At 58.7% G+C, this 20,665-nt stretch carries 19 protein-coding genes and 1 tRNA gene; 7 read left to right on the top strand and 13 right to left on the bottom strand.

The window, feature by feature from the left end; all coding sequences use genetic code 11:
• Positions 1-9: 9 nt before the first annotated feature.
• The gene (locus ACR0AA_RS14905; RefSeq protein WP_480756348.1) at positions 10-1,443 is read right to left on the bottom strand and encodes an NAD(P)-dependent oxidoreductase; all 1,434 of its coding nucleotides are present in this window, start codon (positions 1,441-1,443) and stop codon (positions 10-12) included.
• A gap of 230 nt (positions 1,444-1,673) precedes the next feature.
• Between ACR0AA_RS14905 and ACR0AA_RS14910 the strand changes: the two genes are divergently transcribed.
• Positions 1,674-2,477: an undecaprenyl-diphosphate phosphatase gene (locus ACR0AA_RS14910; RefSeq protein WP_480666062.1), complete on the top strand. Its 804-nt coding sequence runs from the start codon at positions 1,674-1,676 to the stop codon at positions 2,475-2,477.
• Here ACR0AA_RS14910 and ACR0AA_RS14915 read toward each other — a convergent pair whose 3' ends face one another.
• Positions 2,478-3,461, bottom strand: coding sequence for a complex I NDUFA9 subunit family protein (locus ACR0AA_RS14915; protein WP_480666061.1), 984 nt, complete (start codon positions 3,459-3,461; stop codon positions 2,478-2,480).
• Between the two features lie 198 nt (positions 3,462-3,659).
• Here ACR0AA_RS14915 and ACR0AA_RS14920 point away from each other — a divergent pair.
• A tRNA-Leu gene (locus tag ACR0AA_RS14920) sits at positions 3,660-3,746 on the top strand.
• A gap of 106 nt (positions 3,747-3,852) precedes the next feature.
• Here the strand turns inward: ACR0AA_RS14920 and ACR0AA_RS14925 are convergent.
• The 11 genes from ACR0AA_RS14925 to ACR0AA_RS14975 form a co-directional block, all read right to left on the bottom strand.
• Positions 3,853-4,305, bottom strand: coding sequence for an SRPBCC family protein (locus ACR0AA_RS14925; protein WP_480666060.1), 453 nt, complete (start codon positions 4,303-4,305; stop codon positions 3,853-3,855).
• 106 nt (positions 4,306-4,411) lie between these two features.
• Positions 4,412-5,224 (bottom strand): XdhC family protein, encoded by an 813-nt coding sequence (locus ACR0AA_RS14930; protein WP_480666059.1) that lies wholly within the window; start codon positions 5,222-5,224, stop codon positions 4,412-4,414.
• Positions 5,225-5,235: 11 nt separating this feature from the next.
• The gene (locus tag ACR0AA_RS14935) at positions 5,236-6,423 is read right to left on the bottom strand and encodes a vWA domain-containing protein (RefSeq protein ID WP_480756349.1); all 1,188 of its coding nucleotides are present in this window, start codon (positions 6,421-6,423) and stop codon (positions 5,236-5,238) included.
• Positions 6,423-7,289, bottom strand: a complete 867-nt coding sequence (locus tag ACR0AA_RS14940) for an AAA family ATPase (protein WP_480666057.1) — start codon at positions 7,287-7,289, stop codon at positions 6,423-6,425. The genes ACR0AA_RS14935 and ACR0AA_RS14940 overlap by 1 nt, the downstream gene beginning before the upstream one ends.
• A 99-nt stretch (positions 7,290-7,388) precedes the next feature.
• Complete coding sequence (locus ACR0AA_RS14945; RefSeq protein ID WP_480666056.1) at positions 7,389-9,806, bottom strand: aerobic carbon-monoxide dehydrogenase large subunit; 2,418 nt, start codon at positions 9,804-9,806, stop codon at positions 7,389-7,391.
• Positions 9,803-10,246: a (2Fe-2S)-binding protein gene (locus ACR0AA_RS14950; RefSeq protein ID WP_480756408.1), complete on the bottom strand. Its 444-nt coding sequence runs from the start codon at positions 10,244-10,246 to the stop codon at positions 9,803-9,805. The genes ACR0AA_RS14945 and ACR0AA_RS14950 overlap by 4 nt, the downstream gene beginning before the upstream one ends.
• A gap of 63 nt (positions 10,247-10,309) precedes the next feature.
• Positions 10,310-11,143: an FAD binding domain-containing protein gene (locus tag ACR0AA_RS14955; protein ID WP_480666054.1), complete on the bottom strand. Its 834-nt coding sequence runs from the start codon at positions 11,141-11,143 to the stop codon at positions 10,310-10,312.
• Between the two features lie 140 nt (positions 11,144-11,283).
• On the bottom strand, positions 11,284-12,384 hold the full coding sequence (locus ACR0AA_RS14960) for an MHYT domain-containing protein (protein ID WP_480666053.1): 1,101 nt from the start codon (positions 12,382-12,384) through the stop codon (positions 11,284-11,286).
• Positions 12,385-12,538: 154 nt separating this feature from the next.
• Positions 12,539-13,543 (bottom strand): ABC transporter substrate-binding protein, encoded by a 1,005-nt coding sequence (locus ACR0AA_RS14965; RefSeq protein WP_480666052.1) that lies wholly within the window; start codon positions 13,541-13,543, stop codon positions 12,539-12,541.
• On the bottom strand, positions 13,522-14,889 hold the full coding sequence (locus ACR0AA_RS14970) for a sensor histidine kinase (RefSeq protein ID WP_480666051.1): 1,368 nt from the start codon (positions 14,887-14,889) through the stop codon (positions 13,522-13,524). The genes ACR0AA_RS14965 and ACR0AA_RS14970 overlap by 22 nt, the downstream gene beginning before the upstream one ends.
• Entirely contained in the window at positions 14,879-15,547 is a 669-nt protein-coding gene (locus ACR0AA_RS14975) for a response regulator transcription factor (protein ID WP_480666050.1), read from the bottom strand. Before ACR0AA_RS14975 ends, ACR0AA_RS14970 begins: the two co-directional genes overlap by 11 nt.
• 108 nt (positions 15,548-15,655) lie before the next feature.
• Here ACR0AA_RS14975 and ACR0AA_RS14980 point away from each other — a divergent pair, with 108 nt between their 5' ends.
• The 5 genes from ACR0AA_RS14980 to ACR0AA_RS15000 all read left to right on the top strand — a co-directional run bounded on the left by ACR0AA_RS14980 (position 15,656) and on the right by ACR0AA_RS15000 (position 20,649).
• Entirely contained in the window at positions 15,656-16,633 is a 978-nt protein-coding gene (locus ACR0AA_RS14980) for a tripartite tricarboxylate transporter substrate binding protein (protein ID WP_480666049.1), read from the top strand.
• 67 nt (positions 16,634-16,700) lie between these two features.
• Complete coding sequence (locus ACR0AA_RS14985) at positions 16,701-17,183, top strand: tripartite tricarboxylate transporter TctB family protein (protein WP_480666048.1); 483 nt, start codon at positions 16,701-16,703, stop codon at positions 17,181-17,183.
• Position 17,184: 1 nt separating this feature from the next.
• Positions 17,185-18,696: a tripartite tricarboxylate transporter permease gene (locus ACR0AA_RS14990; protein WP_480666047.1), complete on the top strand. Its 1,512-nt coding sequence runs from the start codon at positions 17,185-17,187 to the stop codon at positions 18,694-18,696.
• Complete coding sequence (locus tag ACR0AA_RS14995) at positions 18,686-19,873, top strand: CaiB/BaiF CoA transferase family protein (protein WP_480666046.1); 1,188 nt, start codon at positions 18,686-18,688, stop codon at positions 19,871-19,873. Before ACR0AA_RS14990 ends, ACR0AA_RS14995 begins: the two co-directional genes overlap by 11 nt.
• The gene (locus ACR0AA_RS15000; protein WP_480666045.1) at positions 19,870-20,649 is read left to right on the top strand and encodes a citryl-CoA lyase; all 780 of its coding nucleotides are present in this window, start codon (positions 19,870-19,872) and stop codon (positions 20,647-20,649) included. The genes ACR0AA_RS14995 and ACR0AA_RS15000 overlap by 4 nt, the downstream gene beginning before the upstream one ends.
• Positions 20,650-20,665: the final 16 nt, after the last annotated feature.

Here is a 20,665-nt window from a genome sequence, read left to right on the forward strand (position 1 = left end):
GGCTGATGGTTACTCGGCGGCCACGGCGGCCCTGCTGTTGAAACGGTCGATGATCGCATCGGCGCAATCACGTCCGTCGCGAATTGCCCAGACCACCAGTGACGCACCACGCACGATGTCACCAATGGCGTAAACACCGTCCATCTCGGTCTCGCCGGTCTGGAACGCGGCCTTGACGGTGCCCCAGCGGGTCACGGGCAGATCGGGTTGGCCGAATAGCATCGGCAGGTCCTCGGGCTCGAAACCCAGTGCCTTGATGACCAGATCGGCCTCTTCGACGTAATCCGCGCCTTCAATCACTTCCGGTGCCTGACGGCCTGTCGCGTCGGGCTGACCCAAACGCATCTTCTGAACCATTACGCCAGATACGGTGTCGTCTCCGGTAAAGCCCTTGGGCGCGCTCAGCCATTCGAAGATTACGCCTTCTTCCTCGGCGTTCTGCGTTTCGCGCTGCGAACCCGGCATGTTCGCACGGTCGCGCCGATACAGGCATTTGACCGAGGTCGCGCCCTGACGGACCGACGTTCGCACGCAGTCCATTGCGGTATCGCCACCACCAATAACGACAACTTTCTTGCCTTCTGCATTCAGACGACCGTTGTCGAAATCCTCAACGTCGTCGCCAAAGCTCTTGCGGTTCGAGGCGGTCAGGAAATCGATCGCTTTTTCAATCCCGTTCAGACCGCTTCCGGGCATGGTCAAGTCGCGAGACTTGTAGACACCGGTTGCGATGATCACGGCGTCATGCTTGGCACGGATTTCGTCGAACTTGGCGGCGTCGACATCGCAATTCAGCACGAACTCGACTCCGCCATCGGCCAACAGGTCGTTGCGGCGCTGAACGATGTCCTTTTCCAGCTTGAAGCCCGGAATGCCATACATCAGCAGGCCGCCAGCACGGTCATAACGGTCATAGACGGTGACTTGAATACCGGCACGGCGCAGCATGTCGGCGGCAGCCAGACCGCCGGGACCACCGCCGATGATGCCGACGCTTTCACCGCGCTCTGCACCCGGTGCCGTTGGCTTGACCCAGCCTTTGTCCCACGCGGTGTCGGTGATGTACTTTTCGATTGTCCCGATTGTGACCGTGCCGTGGCCCGATTGCTCAATCACACAGTTGCCTTCACACAGACGGTCCTGTGGGCAGATACGGCCACAGATTTCGGGGAACGTGTTGGTGGCCTGGCTGGTCTGATAGGCCTCTTCCAAGCGCCCGGTCGCCGTCAGACGCAACCAATCCGGGATGTTGTTGTGCAATGGGCAATGAGACTGACAATAAGGAACACCACACTGGCTGCACCGACTGGCCTGCTCCTTGGCCTTCTCGGCTGCGAATTCGGCGTAGATTTCATCAAAATCTTCTTTGCGATCTTCTGCAGCACGCTTTTCGGGCATGACACGGTCGATCTGCACAAATTTCAGCATCGGTTGCTTGGCCACGGGTCAAACTCCATGAATTGGCTTGGTCGGGTCTCTTTACGAGATGTGAAATCAGATGAAAAGTCAACTGTACTGACCTAATTTGGAAAAAATCCGCGAAATTCTGAACCGAGTTGGAATTTATTGCGTTTTTTAGTTCCGATTCGGACCTATATGCGCGCTTTTCTTTTCGACGGCACACTTATACCCATTGAACCCAAACAAGACGTAACGATTACGCGGCAGGGCAGATGAGTCTTTTTCAATTGATTCTCGCGGCAATTATTCAGGGTATCACCGAATTTTTGCCGATCTCTTCGTCTGGGCATCTTATCCTTTTGCCCAGCCTGACCGGGCTGGACGATCAGGGGCTGGCCATCGACGTGGCCGTGCATGTGGGCACTTTGGGTGCCGTAATCCTTTATTTCTGGTCCGACGTGAAACAGGCCATTGCCGGCTTGCCCCGAGCACTGACGGGCCGTGTCGACACTCCGCAGGCGCAGCTGGCCATGGGGTTGATCATCGCCACGATCCCAACTGTCATCGCCGGGGCCATTTTATACAAAACCGGCCTGATCGAGTCATTCCGTTCGATGGCCGTTATCGGTTGGACGATGCTGGGGTTTGGTCTTGTGCTGTATTGGATGGATCAGAAAGGCCCCCAAACCAAAGAAGCCGGCGACTGGGGCCTGCGCGACGCGCTGATCATGGGTTTGTGGCAGGTTTTGGCGCTGATACCGGGGACGTCCCGGTCAGGCATCACGATCACGGGCGCCCGGCAATTGGGCTACACGCGTGAGGATGGCGCACGGATTGCAATGCTGATGTCGATCCCGACCATTCTGGCCTCTGGCGTTCTGCTGTCGGTCGACGTGATCCGCGAAGCAGACGCCCAATTGGCCCGAGACGGAGCTATCGCGGCGCTCTTTGCCTTTATCTCGGCTCTGCTGGCATTGACCCTGATGATGCGCCTTCTGCGCAGCGTCAGCTTCACGCCCTATGTCATTTATCGCGTGATCCTTGGTGCCGTCTTGCTGGTGATTGCCTACAGCTGATCAGGTCCGCAGGTTGTTGGCCGAGTTCTGGATGTCATCATACTGACCCGACGGGCGGAATTTCCAAAGGTAATCCGGCAGCACGGATTCCAGCGTCGCAGGTTCGATCCCGAGATCAGCAAACCCTTTGGCCCCATCGGACACCACATTATCGCGACGCAGGTTCTTCAGCTGATCGCGTGTCAGAATGTGGTTCGGGAACAGTTGGAAACTGACGAATTTCAGCATGTCCAGCACGCCCGCCATGATCCGGGCTGCGAAGAAGGGGATTCCGACGATAACACGGCGGCGGTGAATCACGTCCAGCATCTGCTGCATCAACGCGCGGAAGGTTTTCACCTCGGGCCCGCCAAGTTCATACACACCGGGCTCAGCGTGGCCCAGAACGCCCTGAACCGCGGCCTTCGCCACATCGTCCACATAAACGGGCTGGAACTTTGTCTCGGCTCCGACCAAAGGCAGGAACGGGCCCATACGGGTCATCCCGGCAAAACGGTTAAAGAACTGATCCTCGGTTCCGAAAATGACCGACGGTCGCATGATGATTGCGCCCGGCATATTGGCCAGTACACCGGCCTCTCCATGCGCTTTGGTCCGTGAATACATGCTGTTGGATTCAGCGTCCGCGCCAATGGCTGAAATATGCACCATCCGGGAAATGCCCTGCTCGGCAGCTGTGCGCGCGATCCGCTCGGCCCCGTCAGCCTGAACTGCATCGAATGCGTTTTTGCCCAGTTCGTTCAACACGCCCACGCAGTTTACAACCGCGTCGGCCCCGTGCATCGCCACAGCCACCGAGGCATCGTCGCGAATGTTGCACAGGATTGGCTCGACCTGGCCGACAACTCCGTAGGTTTTGACGAACATTGCCTCATTGGGTCGCCGCACCGCGACTCTGACGCGCCATCCCTCGCTCGCCAAGCGCCGAGCAATATATCTGCCGACAAATCCGGATCCGCCAAAAATCGTGACCATTTTGGACATGAGTGGGCTCCTGCTGATAGGTCCTGATCCGATCTACCGCTCTGCGGCTTGTCAAACAAGGCGCAATAACGCCGCGCGCCGGCGAAAAAACCCGTCAATTCAAGCAGAATCCAGATGGGTCAAAAAAACTTTCAAAAAACTTCCCGAATCTGGTTGACCCTCCCCGCCAGTAGGCTTAAACGCCCCTCCACGACACCTGCCCAGGTGGCGGAATTGGTAGACGCGCTAGCTTCAGGTGCTAGTGTCCGTATGGACGTGGAGGTTCGAGTCCTCTCCTGGGCACCAAATCCCTCAAACTCGAATAACTGTACTTGGTGACCGCAATAATTGCGTTCATGTTGACCGGTATTAGTGGGATTCGGGCCGGGCAAGGCCAGCCCGGCCATTGCGTTCAGGTGACCGATTGTTCGGAAACAACTTCGCCGAACCGGGTGAAGAACTTGCCCGACAGCTTTTTGGCAGTGCCAGCGATCAACCGGCTGCCCAATTGGGCGATCTTCCCACCGACGTCGACCTTGGCGGTATAAGCCAGCACGGTTTCATCACCGTCTTCGGTCAGCGTCACGTCTGCGCCGCCCTTGGCGAACCCGGCAGCACCCCCTTTGCCTTCGCCCGTCAGCGAAAACCCGTCGGGCGCATTGGAGTTGTCCAATGTTACTGCACCTGCAAAACGTGCTTTGACCGGCCCGATTTTCAGAACCACCTTGGCCTCTAGTTCTTCGGGCGAGTTTTGGATCAGCTCTTCACAACCCGGAATGCACTCCTGCAGGATATCTGGGTTGTTCAGCGCCTGATACACCACGTCCCGCGGGGCAGCGATGCGAACTTCGTCACTCAGTTCCATTCATATTTCCTTTGTTCAACAACATCTTGGGTAAACCAGAAGCGCGGTTTCCGTCGCCTCTTGCGGAGTTTGTTCGGGACGCGCGGGCCATAGCGACCGCAAGCGCTTAAGCACGTTTCTCATCATGGGACTCCTTTTTGGATTTGTCACTGTTTCGCCAAAGCACAACTTCGGCGAGGATCGACACGGCGATTTCATGCGGGTCGATCGCATGGATATCCAACCCTGCTGGCGATTTGAGCTGCGCAGCCCGCACCGGGTCCAGGCCTTGCGTGATCAGTTTTGCAGTCAGCGTATCCGCTTTGCGGCGACTGGCGACCATCGACACACGGGCAGCGTCCGTTTGAAGAGCAGCAGCCAAAGCAGCGGCATCCCCTTGCCCCTGCGAGGCGACAACGACGAAATCCCGCGCCTCGATCCCCAGGTCACCTATGGTTTCTGGTGTGAACAGTTGGAGATTCTCGTCTGTCTCTGCACCTTCGCTCACACAGACACGGAACCCGGCCAGCGCCGCGTGCGCCGCCAAAGCCGTTGCGATCGGTGATTCTCCAAAAATCACCAGACGCGGGGCGTGCTGATAGGGTTCCACAAGCAGATCGACCGTGCCACCGGACGGGCATCCGCTTTTGAACGTCTGAACGCCGTCAGAGTCGGTCATGTTCACTACCTTTTCCGAAGGTTTGACCCGGATCATCTGCGGTTCGCCACTGGCCAGCGCCTGCTGTGCCGAGGATCGAACCGCGCGTTGAACGCAGCCCCCGCCCAGATGCCCCAGGATTTGTCCGTTTTTTGTAATCGCAGCTTTACCCCCAGCCTTGGCCGAGGTTGCATCTGCTGTGCGCAACACTGTGGCCACGCAGAAGGCTTCGTCGGTTTTGCGCAGCTGTTCAATTGTGTCGAATATGTCGAAACTGGCCATGAGAGTTCCTTTCACAGCTTTCGAAATTGCGGCTCAAGCGCTGCCAACGCTTCAAGCGTGTTGGCGGGCAGGTGCGCATCCAAATGCGGTTCTGCGGCCTGCATTGCGGCGGCGATGGGTTGGTAGTCGCGCCAGCCTTTCAGCGGATTTAACCACACGATCCGTCGCGCCTTACGACGAACGCGCGCCAAAACGTCGCCCAGCGCCTGCGGATCGGAACTGCAATAGCCATCGGACAGAATCAGAACGACGGTCCGCCCGTTCAGAGCACGCGCTCCATATCCACTCAGAAATTGCTCAAGACTGCCCGAAATGTCAGTGCCACCACCAAACCCCTCGGCCATCAGCGATAACCGCCCTGCCGCGCGTAACGAGTCGTGGTCGCGCAGCGCATCCGTGACGCGCATCAGGCGGGTATGAAAAAGATAAGCGTCCGCCTCTGTTCCACTGCCAATCAGGCCTTTGAGGAAGGCCAGAAAAACCCGCGAATAGACCGTCATCGATCCACTGACATCGCATAACACCACAATACGCATCGGGCGCGGCGGACGGGCGCGACGGTACAGGTCCATTGGTTCTCCGCCCCGCGCAAGGCTGGCCCGCTGTATGCGGCGCATATCCAAAGCAGGCCCTCGCAGCGCCTGTTTGCGCCTTCGCGAACGCCGGTCGCGAATAGCGCGCGCGATGGCGGTTGCGGCTTGCTCGGTCTGCCTCAGCGCGTCTTCATCCATCAACTCGCGCAAATCCCGACGCGACAGGTTGGCCGTACGGGTTGCGATAAGCTTCCCGTCTCTCCCCACGGCCTCCCCGTCGCCGGTATCAGGTGCGGCGGTCTGATCCGTTGCGGTATCGGCTTCCTGAACATCCTGGCTTTCCTGCTGCCAGATCATCGGCTTGGCGGATTGAACCCGTACATGAGCCGTTTGGGTGGTTCCCGTACGTTGCTTGCCGGTGTTGAACCAATAGGCTTCGAACAGGTCATCGAACCGCCGCCAATCGTCGGCGTCGCTGGCCAGCAACACGCAAAGCGCCTGCTGGGCCTGTCTGACATCCGTCGCCTCAATCCCCGCCAAAGCAACCAATGCATCCCCGGTTTCAGCCGGCCCGACGCGCATTCCGTTCATACGCAAATGCGCGATGAAGCCGGACATGCGATCCGCCAAACCAGACGCGCGAGAGGGGAATCGGGTGACCTGCATCACGCCACCTTTCCAATCAGGCGATCCATCACTTCGGGCGGGGCAGCGTCATAGTCGGCTGCGGTTTTCAGAAGGCAGACAAGGGTCGCTTGAACCTCTTCACGGGATTGCGCCATGTCGTTGACACCCAACCCCGAAAGGGCCGCCGCCCAATCCAACATCTCGGCGATGCCGGGGGTCTTTTCCAAATCCTCTTTGCGCAATGCCTGCACGACGCCAATAATCTGACGCGCCAGCAACCCTTCAACTTCGGGCATACGGGCTTTCAGGATCGCCATTTCCGTTTCACGTGACGGGTAATCGAGGAAACTGTACAGGCACCGACGCCGCAACGCGTCGGACAGATCTCGTGTCCCATTCGCCGTCAGGATAACGGTGGGGCGCGAACGTGCCTTTAGCGTTCCAAGCTCCGGTATCGTAATTTGAAAGTCCGAAAGAATTTCCAGCAGATACGCCTCAAACTCCTCATCCGACCGGTCGATTTCATCAATCAGCAGAACCGGCGGGGCATCCTGCGAAATAGCCTCTAACAAAGGTCGTTTCATAAGGTACGCGTCCGAAAACAGTTGTGCTTCGGTCGTTCCACCCTGCGCTTCACTCGCTCTGATCGCTAGTAGTTGACGCTGATAGTTCCATTCGTAAATGGCGTGGCTGGCATCCAGTCCTTCATAGCACTGCAACCGGATCAGCCGGGCGTCCTGCCACCCCGCCAAAGCCTTGGCCACTTCGGTTTTTCCCACTCCAGCGGGACCTTCCAGCAGCAATGGTCGCCCGAGATGCTGCGCCAAATGTAACGCCATAGCCAACCGATCATCGGCGACATATCCTTGCGCGGCCAACCCGCACTGTACATCAGTAAAAGTCAATCCAGGATCCAATCTTCATCTGGCCCAAAATATCCCGGGGGTTCGAGGGGGCAGAGCCCCCTCGCTTCGATCGGACCGGTGTCACCGGTTCGAACCTTATCACCCATGCATTCCCAAACCGTTGGCGATCTTCCAGATACGCCAATGGTCATGCGGCATGTGACTCTGAACAAGACCAAACGGGCGGAATGCATCATGTACCGCGTTCGAGAACGCGGGCACGCCACCGACATTCGGGCTTTCACCCACGCCCTTGGCACCGATCGGATGGTGCGGAGATGGCGTCACCGTATGATCGGTCGTAAAGTTCGGCGTCTCCCATGCGGTCGGCAGGAAAAAGTCCATCAACGTACCGGTCTTAACATTGCCCATCTCATCATAGGCAATTTCCTGGCCCATCGCGATAGCCAGCGCTTCGGTCACACCACCATGAACCTGCCCCTCGATGATCATCGGGTTGATCCGGGTGCCGCAATCATCCAGCGCATAGAACTGCCGAACGTCCCATTCGCCGGTATCCACGTCGATCTCCATGACGCAGATATAAGCCCCGAACGGATAGGTCATGTTTGGCGGGTCATAGTAGCTGACAGCCTCCAGACCGGGTTCCAGGCCTGGGATTGCCTGATTGTAGGCAGCGAAGGCGATTTCCTTCATGGTCTTGAACCGCTCTGGCGCGCCTTTGACTGAGAACCGGTCCACGTCCCATTCAACGTCGTCGTCATGCACCTCCAGCAAGTAGGCTGCGATCATCTGCGCCTTGGCGCGGATTTTGCGGGCGGCCATCGCCGTTGCCGCACCGGCCACAGGTGTCGACCGAGACCCATAGGTCCCAAGCCCATAAGGCGCGGTGTCGGTGTCACCTTCCTCCAGCGTGATATCGTCGGCAGGCAAGCCGATCTCACTGGCGATGATCTGGGCAAAGGTCGTGGCATGGCCCTGACCCTGAGAGATCGTCCCCAGCCGCGCGATGGCGGAGCCGGTCGGGTGGATGCGGATTTCGCAGGAGTCGAACATACCCAGACCGAGGATATCGCAGTTCTTGACCGGTCCGGCCCCGACAATTTCGGTGAAATGCGTCAAGCCGATGCCCAGCAGTTTGCGGGTCTTTCCGGCTTTGAAGTCCTCGATCCGCTGCGCCTGTTCCGCCCGCAGACCTTCATAATCCACGGCCTTCAACGCCTTATCCCACGCAGTGTGATAATCACCCGAGTCATACTCCCAACCCAGCGCGGACTGGTACGGGAACTGATCGGCCTTGATGAAGTTAATACGACGCAACTCGGCCGCGTCCATGTTCAGCTTGATGGCCAGAACCTCGATCATCCGTTCGATGAAATAGGCAGCTTCGGTTACCCGGAACGAGCAACGATAGGCCACACCGCCCGGTGCCTTGTTGGTGTAGACACCATCCACAGCAAGATAAGCAGTCGGGATGTCATAGGACCCGGTGCAGATGTTCATGAACCCGGCCGGGAATTTGGTCGGGTCGGCGCAGGCGTCAAATCCACCATGATCCGCTGTCGTATGACACCAAAGACCGGTTATCTTCCCATCTTTGGTCGCGGCGATCTTGCCCTGCATCCAGTAGTCACGCGCAAAGGCGGTGGACATCAGGTTTTCCATCCGGTTCTCGACCCATTTCACCGGCTGGCCGGTGACAATCGAGGCGACGACCGAGCAGACATAGCCGGCATAGGCACCAACCTTGTTACCGAAGCCACCGCCGATATCAGGGCTGATCACCCGGATATTGTGCTCGGCAAGGCCAGAGATCAGGGACACAACGGTCCGGATCGCGTGCGGGGCCTGGAAGGTGCCATAGAGCGTCAGCTTGCCGGTCACCTTATCCATTGAAGCGACACAGCCGCATGTCTCCAACGGGCATGGGTGGGTCCGATGGTAATAAACCATCTCTTCGGCCACGACATCGGCTTCACCCAGAACCGCTTCGGTCGCATCTTTGTCGCCCTGTTCCCAGGTGAAAATGTGGTTGTGATGCTTGCGCGGCCCGTGGGCGCCTTCGGTCTGACCCGCAAGGTCTTCACGCAGGACAACGTCCGATTTCAGAGCCTCGAAAGGGTCGGTCAGAACGGGCAGTTCTTCGTAATCAACTTCGACCAGTTCAGCCGCATCCGCCGCGATGTACCTATTTTCAGCAACGACATAGGCGACTTCCTGGCCCTGAAACAGAACCTTGCCATCGGCCAGCACCATTTGCTTGTCACCCGCGAGCGTCGGCATCCAATGCAGACCCAGCGGCGCCAGATCCTCGGCTGTCAACACGGCAACAACACCTGGCACGGCCAGCGCGGCCTCTTTCTTCACACCGACAACGCGAGCGTGCGCATAGGGCGAGCGGACGAAAGCGCCGAACAGCATGCCATCCAGCTTGATGTCATCGACATAGTTACCCTTGCCTTGGGTAAAGCGCACATCCTCAACGCGTTTGCGCGAGCTGCCCATCCCTTTGAGGTTGGCGGCGCGTTCTTCGGGGGTCATGGTTTGATCGTTCATTCCGCGGCCTCCTTCTGAGCCTTCAGCATGTCAGCCGAGGCCGAGATCGCCTTGACGATGTTTTGATACCCGGTGCAGCGGCACAGGTTGCCGGCCATACCAAAGCGGATTTCTTCCTCGGTCGGGTTTGGGTTTTCCTGCAGTAAGCGGTGCGCGCGGGTGATCATCCCCGGTGTGCAGAAACCGCACTGCAGCCCATGATGTTCGCGGAACATTTCCTGCAGAACGCCAAGGCTGCCATCGTCATTGGTCAGCCCTTCGACAGTGGTGATATCGGCACCGTTCACCTGCGCTACGAAGGTGGTGCAGGATTTGACGGATTTACCGTCAATGTCCACCGTGCAAGCCCCGCAATGGCTGGTTTCGCAGCCGATATGCGGGCCGGTGATTTTCAGATCTTCCCGCAGGAAATGGATCAACAGTGTGCGCGGCTCAGCCAGTCCTTAGACCTGTTTGCCATTCACGGTGAGTTTTACGTGCATTTTCGACATTGTTTCCTCCCCTCAACCCGCGCGGCTTTGCGCACGGTCGATGGCGCGGCGCAGCATCACGGCGGCCACGTGTTTCTTGAACTCGACAGGCCCGCGATTGTCGGCGACTGGGTCGATGGCGCTCAGCATCGCGGTGACGCAGCCGCTGATGTCCCCGTCAGCCAGCGCGTTGCTTGCGCTTTCGGACCAGATCGGCGTATCCGCCAGATTGGTCATCGCAACCGAAGCCCGACCGTTGCCAACCATCACAGCCGCCGCCGCGGTCGCGTAGTCGCCGATCTTGCGTTTCTGCTTTTCATAGGCCTGACCCACGCCCGCGCCCGGCACGGGGATCGAAATCCGGGTCAGGATTTCCTCATCCTCACGCGCGGTGAAATACGCGGCCTCATAGAAGTCCCGTGCGTCGACACTGCGGGCGCCATCAGGACCAGACAGTTCAAACGTGGCGTTAAGGCATTGCATCAAGCCCGGCATGTCATTGCCCGGGTCGCCATTGGCTACGTTGCCGCCAACAGTACCCATATAACGTACCTGCGGGTCCGCGATCTGCAGCGCAGCTTCACGAATCAACGGTATGGCCTCTGCCAAACCGTAATGCGTGATCAGCTCGTGCTGTGTCACCATCGCGCCAAGTGTCACGGTGTCCGCGCCGACCTCAATGCCCTTGAGTTCTTCGATGGCCTGCAGATCAACCAGATGGCCCATCTCAGCCATGCGCAGTTTCATCATGGGGATCAGGCTGTGCCCGCCCGCGATCACGCGCGCTTCATCTCCGTGCTCTTGTAGAATGCCGATGGCCGAGGCGATGTCGCCTGGCCGGTGATACTCAAAACCGGCTGGTATCATGTTTTTCCTCCCTGGGTCCGAGCGGTATGCCTTGGGGGACCTATGGGTAAGGAAAGAACGCTGAAGTCAGCCATTCCAGTCAGCGGAAACGGGGGGCGCGGCTTGTTTCACGAAATGCGAATGAGCTGCACGAGCTGCGATTACAAGCCCAGCGCCTCGCGAATGTCCGTCAGACGGGATCGGCTGACCGGAACCTTGGTCAACGCGTCGACCCCGTCAAAATAGCAGGTGCCGTTGTCCTTGTGGCGCTCAAAACTCGAGACATGTTTTGGGTTCACCAGATAGCTGCGATGCGCCCGTAAGAACCCATCAGGTTGGAGCCTTGTTTCGGCCTCAGTGATAGACCATGGGCAAAACAGCTTCTCGGCACCCATGTACAGAACAGTGTAATGCCCTTCTGCCCGGATCGCGGCAATCCGCGCGGGCTCGGCAAAGAACGTCTGACCTTCCCGCTCGAACGGAACGCCTGCGCGAAGCGCAGTGGGCTCAGGCGCAGGGCTGGGTTCAGCCGTGGTTGGAGCTGCCGGCGACGGCGCGGGTTCGATGAAGGTGATGCCGGTCAAAAGGAATGCACCGCAGATCAGAAATACGGCCACCGTCACGCCCATCGCCAGCACCTGATTGTTCAACGCGGGCCCAGCTCGGCCCGCAGCGTCGCTTGCGACAAAGTCGGTCAGACCGGTGGCGACGAAATGCATGGTGAAAACCGCCAGCCCGAAACACACCGTCCCCAGCAAAATGTTGCGTTGCGTACGATTGTCATAGGCCACCCAGATCGCCAGCACCGACAGAATAACCGACGCCAGCGTCGAAATCGCCACGTCCCATGCCGTGTACACGGGGCGACACAACTCCATCCCGGCCATGCCGACATAATGCATAACAACGATGCCGAGACCCACGATCACCCCAGCGACAAAAATTGTCCCCATCGTGCGCGGGCGAAAATGCAGGATCAGCAGCGCCAGACCGACCATCAGGATCGCAACCAACGCAGAAATCAGGGTGATCAGCGCATCGTAGTAAAACAAGATCGGCAGTTGCAGCCCAAGCATGGCCACAAAATGCATTGACCAGATTCCGCCGCCCAGAATGATCGCGGCCAGCGCGACGACTAGTTTGCGCTTCTGATCGTCCAGCTTGGACGCCCCATGCGTCAGGTAAAGCCCGGTGAATCCAGCCATCATCGCCACGGCCAGCGACGCCGCAACAAGCAAGGCGTTATGCGAATAGTCCAGCATTTGGGTTTGCGCGCCCTCCCCGACGCGAAAGCGACGTTAGCAAACGGAATTGATTGGGACAATTGTATGTTGGACAGGAAAACCGATTGCCGCCAGAATGACGGGCCTTGTCTGATCTGTGCCTTGTACTTCCGCAGCCGCCATCAGAACGGCTTTACTGAATGACCGCATCTTCCCAGGCGGACAGGAACTTTGTTCTTTTCAAACCGTCCAGAAACGTCAGCAACGCGGGATCGAGGCTAATCGTTTCTCGCCCATTTGCTCCGGTACTTGGCTGCAAGAGGGGAAGAGGGCTGCTCCCTTCGGCCACGGCAGGTCGTTCGGCCACAAGATAACGCAACAACATTTCCGCCGCGCGTGGTTCAGCCGTCGCTTTCGAGACCATGGCCGTACGCATCATAACGGTTTGAAAATCTGACGGCAGCACGACCTCAAGGGCATCCTTTCCTTCGGCGCGCACAGCCGCGTAACTCCCAAGAACATTGTAGGCAACAAGTATGGTTCCGTCCGCAAGGTCATTGATCATTTCGCCCGAACAGCAATAAAGGCGCACGTCCAAGCCCCCCATGACCTCCATCAGCCGCCAATAGGTCTCGGACGCGCGCGCGTCTTGCGTTGCAAACAGATATCCCAGACCGGACTGGCGGACATCGTAAGTGCCGACCTTGCCCCGAAACTCCTCGGGTCGTTCTCGCAAAGCTTCAATCAGTCCCTGCCGGGTTTGTGGTATCGGCTGCCCCTCAAAAGCGGCGCGGTTGATCACAATGGTTGCCGGTTCCGAGGTGAAGGCAAACAAGCTGTGGTGCCACTGCGCCCAGCTTGGCGCCGGGACGTCCTCGATCGGCAGGGCAAACCCGTCATTTGCCAATTTCAACTGCAAGTCCATGGCGCTGGAGATGATCACATCGAACGCCTCGGGCGTGGCCCGAACCCGCCGGTTGATGTCCGCGGTGCCAGAGACGAGATATTCGATACTGATTAGGGGGTTTTCGGCCACGAACCCTTCGATCACGGGGGCAAACAAAACCGTATCGGTGCTGGAGATGACACGTAGGCGCGGACCCTCGGCGCCTTCGTTAAAGATCAGGCGATCTTCCCAATCATCGGCCCACCCGGCAAAGGGAAGAAGTAATACGACTAGAGCGATAAGATAACGCATGCGCCCCCCTTCGAGCGGTTCTTGAGGATCAATGACCCTCCGTGCGCGGTCGCCACGTCCTGCGCGATCGTCAGCCCCAGACCGGACCCGATGGTCCCTGCCGCGTTCTGACCACGTTCGAACCGGCGCGTCAGCGTGTCGATTTCGTCAGGCGGAAAGCCGGGACCTGCATCGCGCACCTGAATCTGCGGGTCCGGATGCGCGATGATCGTGATTTCGACAGTGCTGTCGGACGGCGCATATTTCATCGCGTTATCGATCATGTTCCGCACGGCATTCTGGATCAGGATCGGGTCGCCCGAATAGGGAACCGACGGCTCACCGGTCAGGGACAGTGTCAACTCTTTCATTTCGGCAATCGGGTTCAGGCGTTGAACCAGTTCACGGATCAGGATGACCAGATCGATCTCCTCGCGCTCCAGATGGTCCGCCCGGAAGGTAATCATGGCATGATCCAGCAACTGCCCCGCCGCGCGCGAGCTTTCGTCGATGGCCCGCACCATGGCCTTCAGCGCCTCGCGGTTGTCTTCGCGTTCGACGCGGTGAAGGGTGGCCTCGGCATAAGATCTGACAGTCGCCAGCGGTGTCCGCACCCGGTGCGCGGCCTCGGCAATAAAGTCCTCGGACTGGCTCAGCGACTGATCGAGGCGACCCATCAGCGAATTCAGCGACATTACCAGCGGCGCCATCTCTTTCGGCACGGGTTTCCTAAATGGACTCAGATCCTGCGGACCTCTGCGCGTGACCGAGGTCGTCAGTTTGTTCAACTGACCGATCGTTGTGGACGTCACCCAGAACGACAAGGCCGCAGTCAGCAGAAAGAAACCGATCCCAAGATAGGCTGCGTTGCGTGAAATCTGATCCAGAGTATCCGACAGCGCGTCCTGAGTTTGCCCCAACGCAACCTCAATCTCGGTTTGGCGTCCCAACCCGACCAACGTCCGGCTGGCGCTGACTTGCCGGATACGTTCGCCGCGCACCTCGCCGGTCCGGAATGTCCATCGGTCCTCGACGGGACCTTCCGCAAGGCTCAGGTCTTCGTATCCGGACAGGAACTCGCCGTCCTGAAAAATGGCATAGAACACCCGATCGTCCGACGGAGTGGTCAGCATGGAAAACGCGGCATAGGGAATGTCCACCTCAAGCTGGCCGTCCCTGAGCGCGGCGGCATCAAGGATGGACGTCACCGAGGCCCCCAATATGTCATCCTGACCCTGCTGAGCCACCTTTGCGGCATAGCTGCGCACCGTAAAGAACAGAAGAATGGCCAGAATCGCCGCCCCTCCGATCAGGGTCAAAACCAGGCGATTTCGCAGCGATCCGGAAACGGTTGGGCTAGTCGTCATGATCCAACCTGTAACCCAACCCGCGCAGAGTGGTGATTTTCATACCTGACTTCTCAAGATGTTTGCGCAGTCGACCGACATAGACCTCAATCGCGTTGTCCGAGACATTGTCGTCATATGAAAACAACCTGTCCGCCAGTTTCTGCTTTGAAAACACCTGCCCCGGCGCGTTGATGAACAGTTCGATCATTCTCAGTTCGCGATTGCGGAGAGATACGGTATCGCCATCAACCGTCAAATGGCCCGCCACCGGATCAAAAACAATTCCGCCAATCTCGATCGTCGACTTCGCGCTTCCGGACCTGCGACGCAAAACGGCGCGGCAGCGCGCCTCAAGCTCGGCATGATCGAAAGGTTTCGTCACGTAGTCATCCGCCCCCAGATCAAGCGAGCCGATTCGATCCGAAACCTGACTGCGCGCCGTCAGAACGATCACCGGCGTGTCCAAACGGCTTGCGCGGTGCTGTCTGAGGAACTCGCGCCCATCCCCATCGGGCAGCATGATGTCCAACAGAATCAGATCGTATTCCTCGATCGAAACGAAGGCGCGCGCATCTTCTAAATTCGCTGCATGATCAATGACATGACCGTCCAGTCGCATACGAGAACTGATCGCATTCGCGAGGTCGAGATTGTCTTCGACAAGCAGAAATTTCATGGGCGGCTAACAGTTTCTTTTCACATGACAGGTTGATGTCAGGTTGGCGTGTTTAGGTGCAGGATAATCTGTGCCGCTGAGCGGCCGGTTGTCAAATGGGAGGACATAATGACAACATTTAACCTGGGCCGTCGGGCCCTGATCGCAGCTGTTGCCGCAATTGGTCTCGTTGGACCTGCTGCATCCGAGGAAGTCGTCGACAGCATCCACTTTCTGATCCCCGGCGGCGCCGGCGGTGGCTGGGACGGAACCGCACGCGGAACCGGCGAGGCGCTGACCAATGCCGGCCTTGTTGGGACGGCGTCATACGAGAACATGTCGGGCGGTGGTGGCGGCAAGGCCATCGGCTATCTGATCGAAAACGCCGACAGCAACCACGGCACGCTGATGGTCAACTCGACCCCTATCGTGATCCGCTCGCTGACCGGCGTGTTCCCGCATAACTTCCGCGACCTGACGCTGGTATCGGGCACAATCGGCGACTACGCGGCGATTGTTGTGGGCAAGGACAGCCCGATCAACTCGATGGCCGATCTGCTGGCCGCCTACGACGCTGATCCCGGTGCAACCGCAATCGGCGGCGGTTCGGTTCCGGGCGGCATGGACCATCTGGTTGCAGCGATGGTTATGGAAGCCGCCGGCAAGGATGCGTTGGGCGTAAAGTACATACCCTATGACGCGGGTGGCAAAGCTATGGCGGCCCTGCTGTCGGGTGAAATCGCGGCGCTGTCGACCGGTTTCTCGGAAGCTGTCGATCTGGCCAACGCGGGTGAGGTCAAAATCATCGGTGTTACCTCCGAAGAACGCGTGGACGCTGCGCCTGACGCCCAAACCATGAAGGAACAAGGTATCGACACCACCTTCGTGAACTGGCGCGGGTTCTTTGCGGCCCCCGGCCTGCCCGAAGACAAGTTGGCCGCCTATCAGCAAGCCATCGCCAAGATGTACGACACGCCCGAGTGGGAAGAAGTTCGCGCCCGTAACGGTTGGGTCAACATCCACAACTCGGGTGACGACTTCGAAGCGTTTCTGGAAAGTCAGGAACAGCAGATCAGCGATCTGATGAAGAAGCTGGGCTTCCTCTAAAGCAATCTGCGGCAGAGCGTTTGGTCGCTCTGCCGTCCCCAATAAACAAAAAAAGGGAGGGGACGCTATGGCGCTGGATCGCTGGATCGCGCTTGTTTTACTGGGTGTTTGCCTGACATACGGGTACGCCGCCTGGTTCACGATGGATGGAAGTCTTCCTCCTTTCATGCAGAGAAACCCCATCTGGCCCAGCACGTTTCCCAAAGTGCTGTCGGTTCTGGGCGTGGTTGCCTGTGTGATCATCCTGCTTGGCCTTGAGAAAAGCGAAGTCAAAGAGGCCGACATCGATTACCGCCGGTTGGGTGAGTACCACCTTGGTCAGGCAATCTCGCTGTTGGTGCTGATGGTTGTCTACGCCCTGTGCTTGCGCCCTGTCGGCTTCTTGATCTCAACCTCTGCTTTCCTGATCCTCGGATCCTTCATCTTGGGCGAACGCAAGTGGCACATCATGCTGCCTGTCGCGTTCATTGCAACCGGATCGGTCTGGTATCTGGTTCAGGGAGTTCTTGGAATTTACATGCGTCCCCTGCCGGGCGTGTTCGGAGGCTGACATGCTAGAAGGACTTCTGATCGGCCTGCAAACGGCATTCTCAATTCAAAACCTGCTGATGGTCATCGCGGGCTGTCTGATCGGCACGTTCATCGGCATGCTTCCGGGTTTGGGCCCGATGTCTATCATCGCGATCATGATCCCGGTCGCGATTTCGATGGGCGATCCATCTGCCGCGTTGATCCTTTTGGCCGGTGTCTACTATGGGGCGATCTTTGGGGGGTCGACCTCCTCCATTCTGCTCAACGCGCCGGGGGTCGCGGGTACCGTGGCCTCGAGCTTTGACGGCTATCCGATGGCCCGGCAAGGCAAGGCAGGCAAGGCGCTGACCATCGCCGCGATCGCCAGTTTCGCAGGCGGTACGCTGGGCGCGGTATTGCTGATGGTCTTTGCACCGGCTTTGTCATCCGTCGCGCTGTTGTTCCACTCCGCCGAATACTTCGCACTTATGGTGGTCGGTCTTTCGGCCATTGCCGCTTTTGCGGGTTCGGGACAGGTGGCCAAGGCCATCATCATGACGACCTTGGGTCTGATTATGGCCACCGTCGGTGAAGGCGCACTGTTCAACCTGCCGCGTTTCACGATGGGGATCATGGACCTGCAATCCGGGTTTGGCTTCATCACCCTGGCCATGGCGATGTTCGCCCTGCCCGAGGCGTTGTTTCTGGTGCTCAAACCGAAGGATTTGAAAGGCGACGACGGCGAAATCAAGGATCTGCGCATAACCAAAGACGAGGCCAGGGCAATCGCTCCGGTCATCGGTCGCCAATCCGTACAGGGCTTCTTTATTGGCGTCCTGCCCGGCGCAGGTGCGACCATCGCAAGCTTCCTTGGCTACGCGGTCGAACGGAACATCGCCCCCAAGGAAGAGCAGGAAGAGTTCGGCAAGGGTTCGATCAAAGGTCTGGCCGCGCCCGAGTCGGCAAATAACGCAGCCTGTACCGGATCGTTTGTTCCCTTGCTGACGCTGGGTATTCCAGGGTCCGGGACAACAGCGATCCTGTTGGGCGCTTTGATTGCGTTAAACGTGACACCCGGTCCCCGGCTTATGGTGGACGAACCTCAGATCTTCTGGGCGGTGATCATGTCGATGTTCATCGGCAACCTCGTGCTGCTGATCCTGAACCTACCGCTGATTCCCTATATCGCCAAGGTGCTGGCCGTTCCGCGTAACTACCTGATCCCGTTCATTTTGTTCTTCACTCTGATGGGGGCCTATATCGGGCAGAACAACGCGACGGAATTGCTGATCCTTGTGGGCTTTGGTGTCTGCGCGACAGCATTGAAATTCGCGGATTACCCGCTGGCCCCCCTACTGATCGGCTTCATCCTCGGTGGCATGATGGAGGATAACTTTGCGCGGTCGATGCAGCTTTATGACGGCATCGCCTTTATCTGGGAACGTCCGATGACCCTGGGGCTGCTGGTGATCGCTGCCTTGCTTGTGCTGCTGCCCAGCTACCGTGCACGTCGTGCACGGGCCCGGGCCGCAGGTGTGGCGGATGGCGACTGAACCGCTCTGGGGTGTTCGGGTCCTTGATCTGACAAACGTGCTTGCGGGCCCGTATTGTTGTTACCAACTGGCGCTGATGGGGGCCGAGGTGATCAAGGTCGAACGCCCCGGCAGCGGTGATCTGGCCCGCGTTTTGGGGGCTGATCCCGACCGGAACAAAGCCGGTATGGGCGTCAGCTTTCTGGCGCAGAACGCACAGAAGAAATCGGTCACGCTGGATATGAAATCCAGCCGGGGAAAAGCTCTGCTCAAACAACTAGTGAAGACGGCCGATGTGCTGGTCGAAAACTTCCGGCCCGGCGTCATGGACCGGCTGGGTCTGGGGTATGAGGTTCTGCGCGCTGAAAACCCCGCATTAATCTACTGCGCAATCAGCGGGTTTGGACAAAACGGACCACGCCGGGATGACCCGGCCTATGACCAGATTGTGCAAGGGATCAGTGGTGTCATGTCGATCACCGGCGCACCGGATACAGCGCCTTATCGTGTCGGCTATCCGCTGGCCGACACAGTTGGTGGGCTCACAGCCGCCTTCGCGGTGAGTGCCGCGTTGAACGCAAAACCCCGCGGCGCCTTTCTGGATATCGCCATGTCCGAGGCCGTCATTTCGACTATGGGTTGGGTCGTGTCCAACTACCTTGTAGGCGGCGTGACGCCCGGCGCACATGGCAACGAGAACACGACCTCAGCCCCCTCCGGCACGTTCGCCACATTCGACAGCCCGATCAACATCGCCGCCAATCGGGATGAGCAATGGCAGGCCCTTGCCCGGCACCTTGGACGAGAGGACTTGCTGGATAACCCGGATTACGCAACGCGTGAGGATCGCAAACGAAACCGTCATGCGCTGAGGCGCGAGTTGGAGAAATCCTTGAAACTACGCCCGTCAAGCGAGTGGGTCGCCGAACTGAACGGCCTAGGTGTGCCAACCGGGCAGGTCCAGACAGTCCCCGAGGCTTTGGCGGACGAACAACTGGCCGGGCGCGGGTTGATTGGTACGTTGCAGGTACATGGCGAGGACATGCAGCTGGCCGGCAGCCCTGTGGTCATGGACGGACAACGAAACATGCCGCAGACCGCGCCGCCCAAACTGGGGGCGGATAACGCTGCAATCTGGTCGGAACTTGGCCTATCCGCGCCCGAGATCGCGGAGTTGGCAAAGGAAGGCGTGATATGAGCGACGTTTCCGACTGGTGGCGAACATCCATCATCGACATGGAACCCGGCCGCATCGCTTTACGCGGCGAACCGATCGAGGACCTGATCGGCAAACTGAGCTTTGCCGAAATGATCTGGTTTCTGGTTCGCGGCGACCACCCTTCATCTGCGCAAGGAAGACTGTTCGAAGCGGCACTCGTTGCAGCCGTGGACCATGGGCCGCAAGCGCCCTCAATCGCGACAGCGCGAATGGCGGTGACCTGCGGGCTTCCTCTGAACAACGCAATGGCCAGCGCGGTGAACATGCTGGGCGACATCCACGGTGGTGCGGGTGAGCAGGCGGTTGAACTGTATCATTTCGTCGGCACCCACGCGGGCGGTTTGGGCACAGCACTGGACGACTGGATCGCCGAACGCGGAAAGATCCTGCCAGGCTTTGGCCATCGGTTTCACACGCCAACCGATCCACGCGCGCCAAGGTTGATGGCGCTAGTGTCCGAGGCTGTTGAGAACGGTGCGTGCGATGGGCGCTTCAGGCAAATCGCGTTGGATATCGAAGCCGAACTTGCGCGGCGCAAGGGCAAGCCCGTCCCGATGAATATCGACGGGGCCACTGCCGTGATATACGCAGAGCTTGGGTTCGAACCGCCCCTTGCGCGTGGTCTTTTCTGCCTGTCCCGGTCAGTTGGAATACTGGCACATGCGTGGGAGCAAACGCAGCAAGGCGGACGCAACAAAGGGCCTACTCCGCCCAAATACCGCTGGACCTACGTCAAGACCACGTCCCAGGAGTAAGATTTGGCCGCGCCCG

This window comes from Ruegeria sp. CE8, from assembly GCF_056537465.1.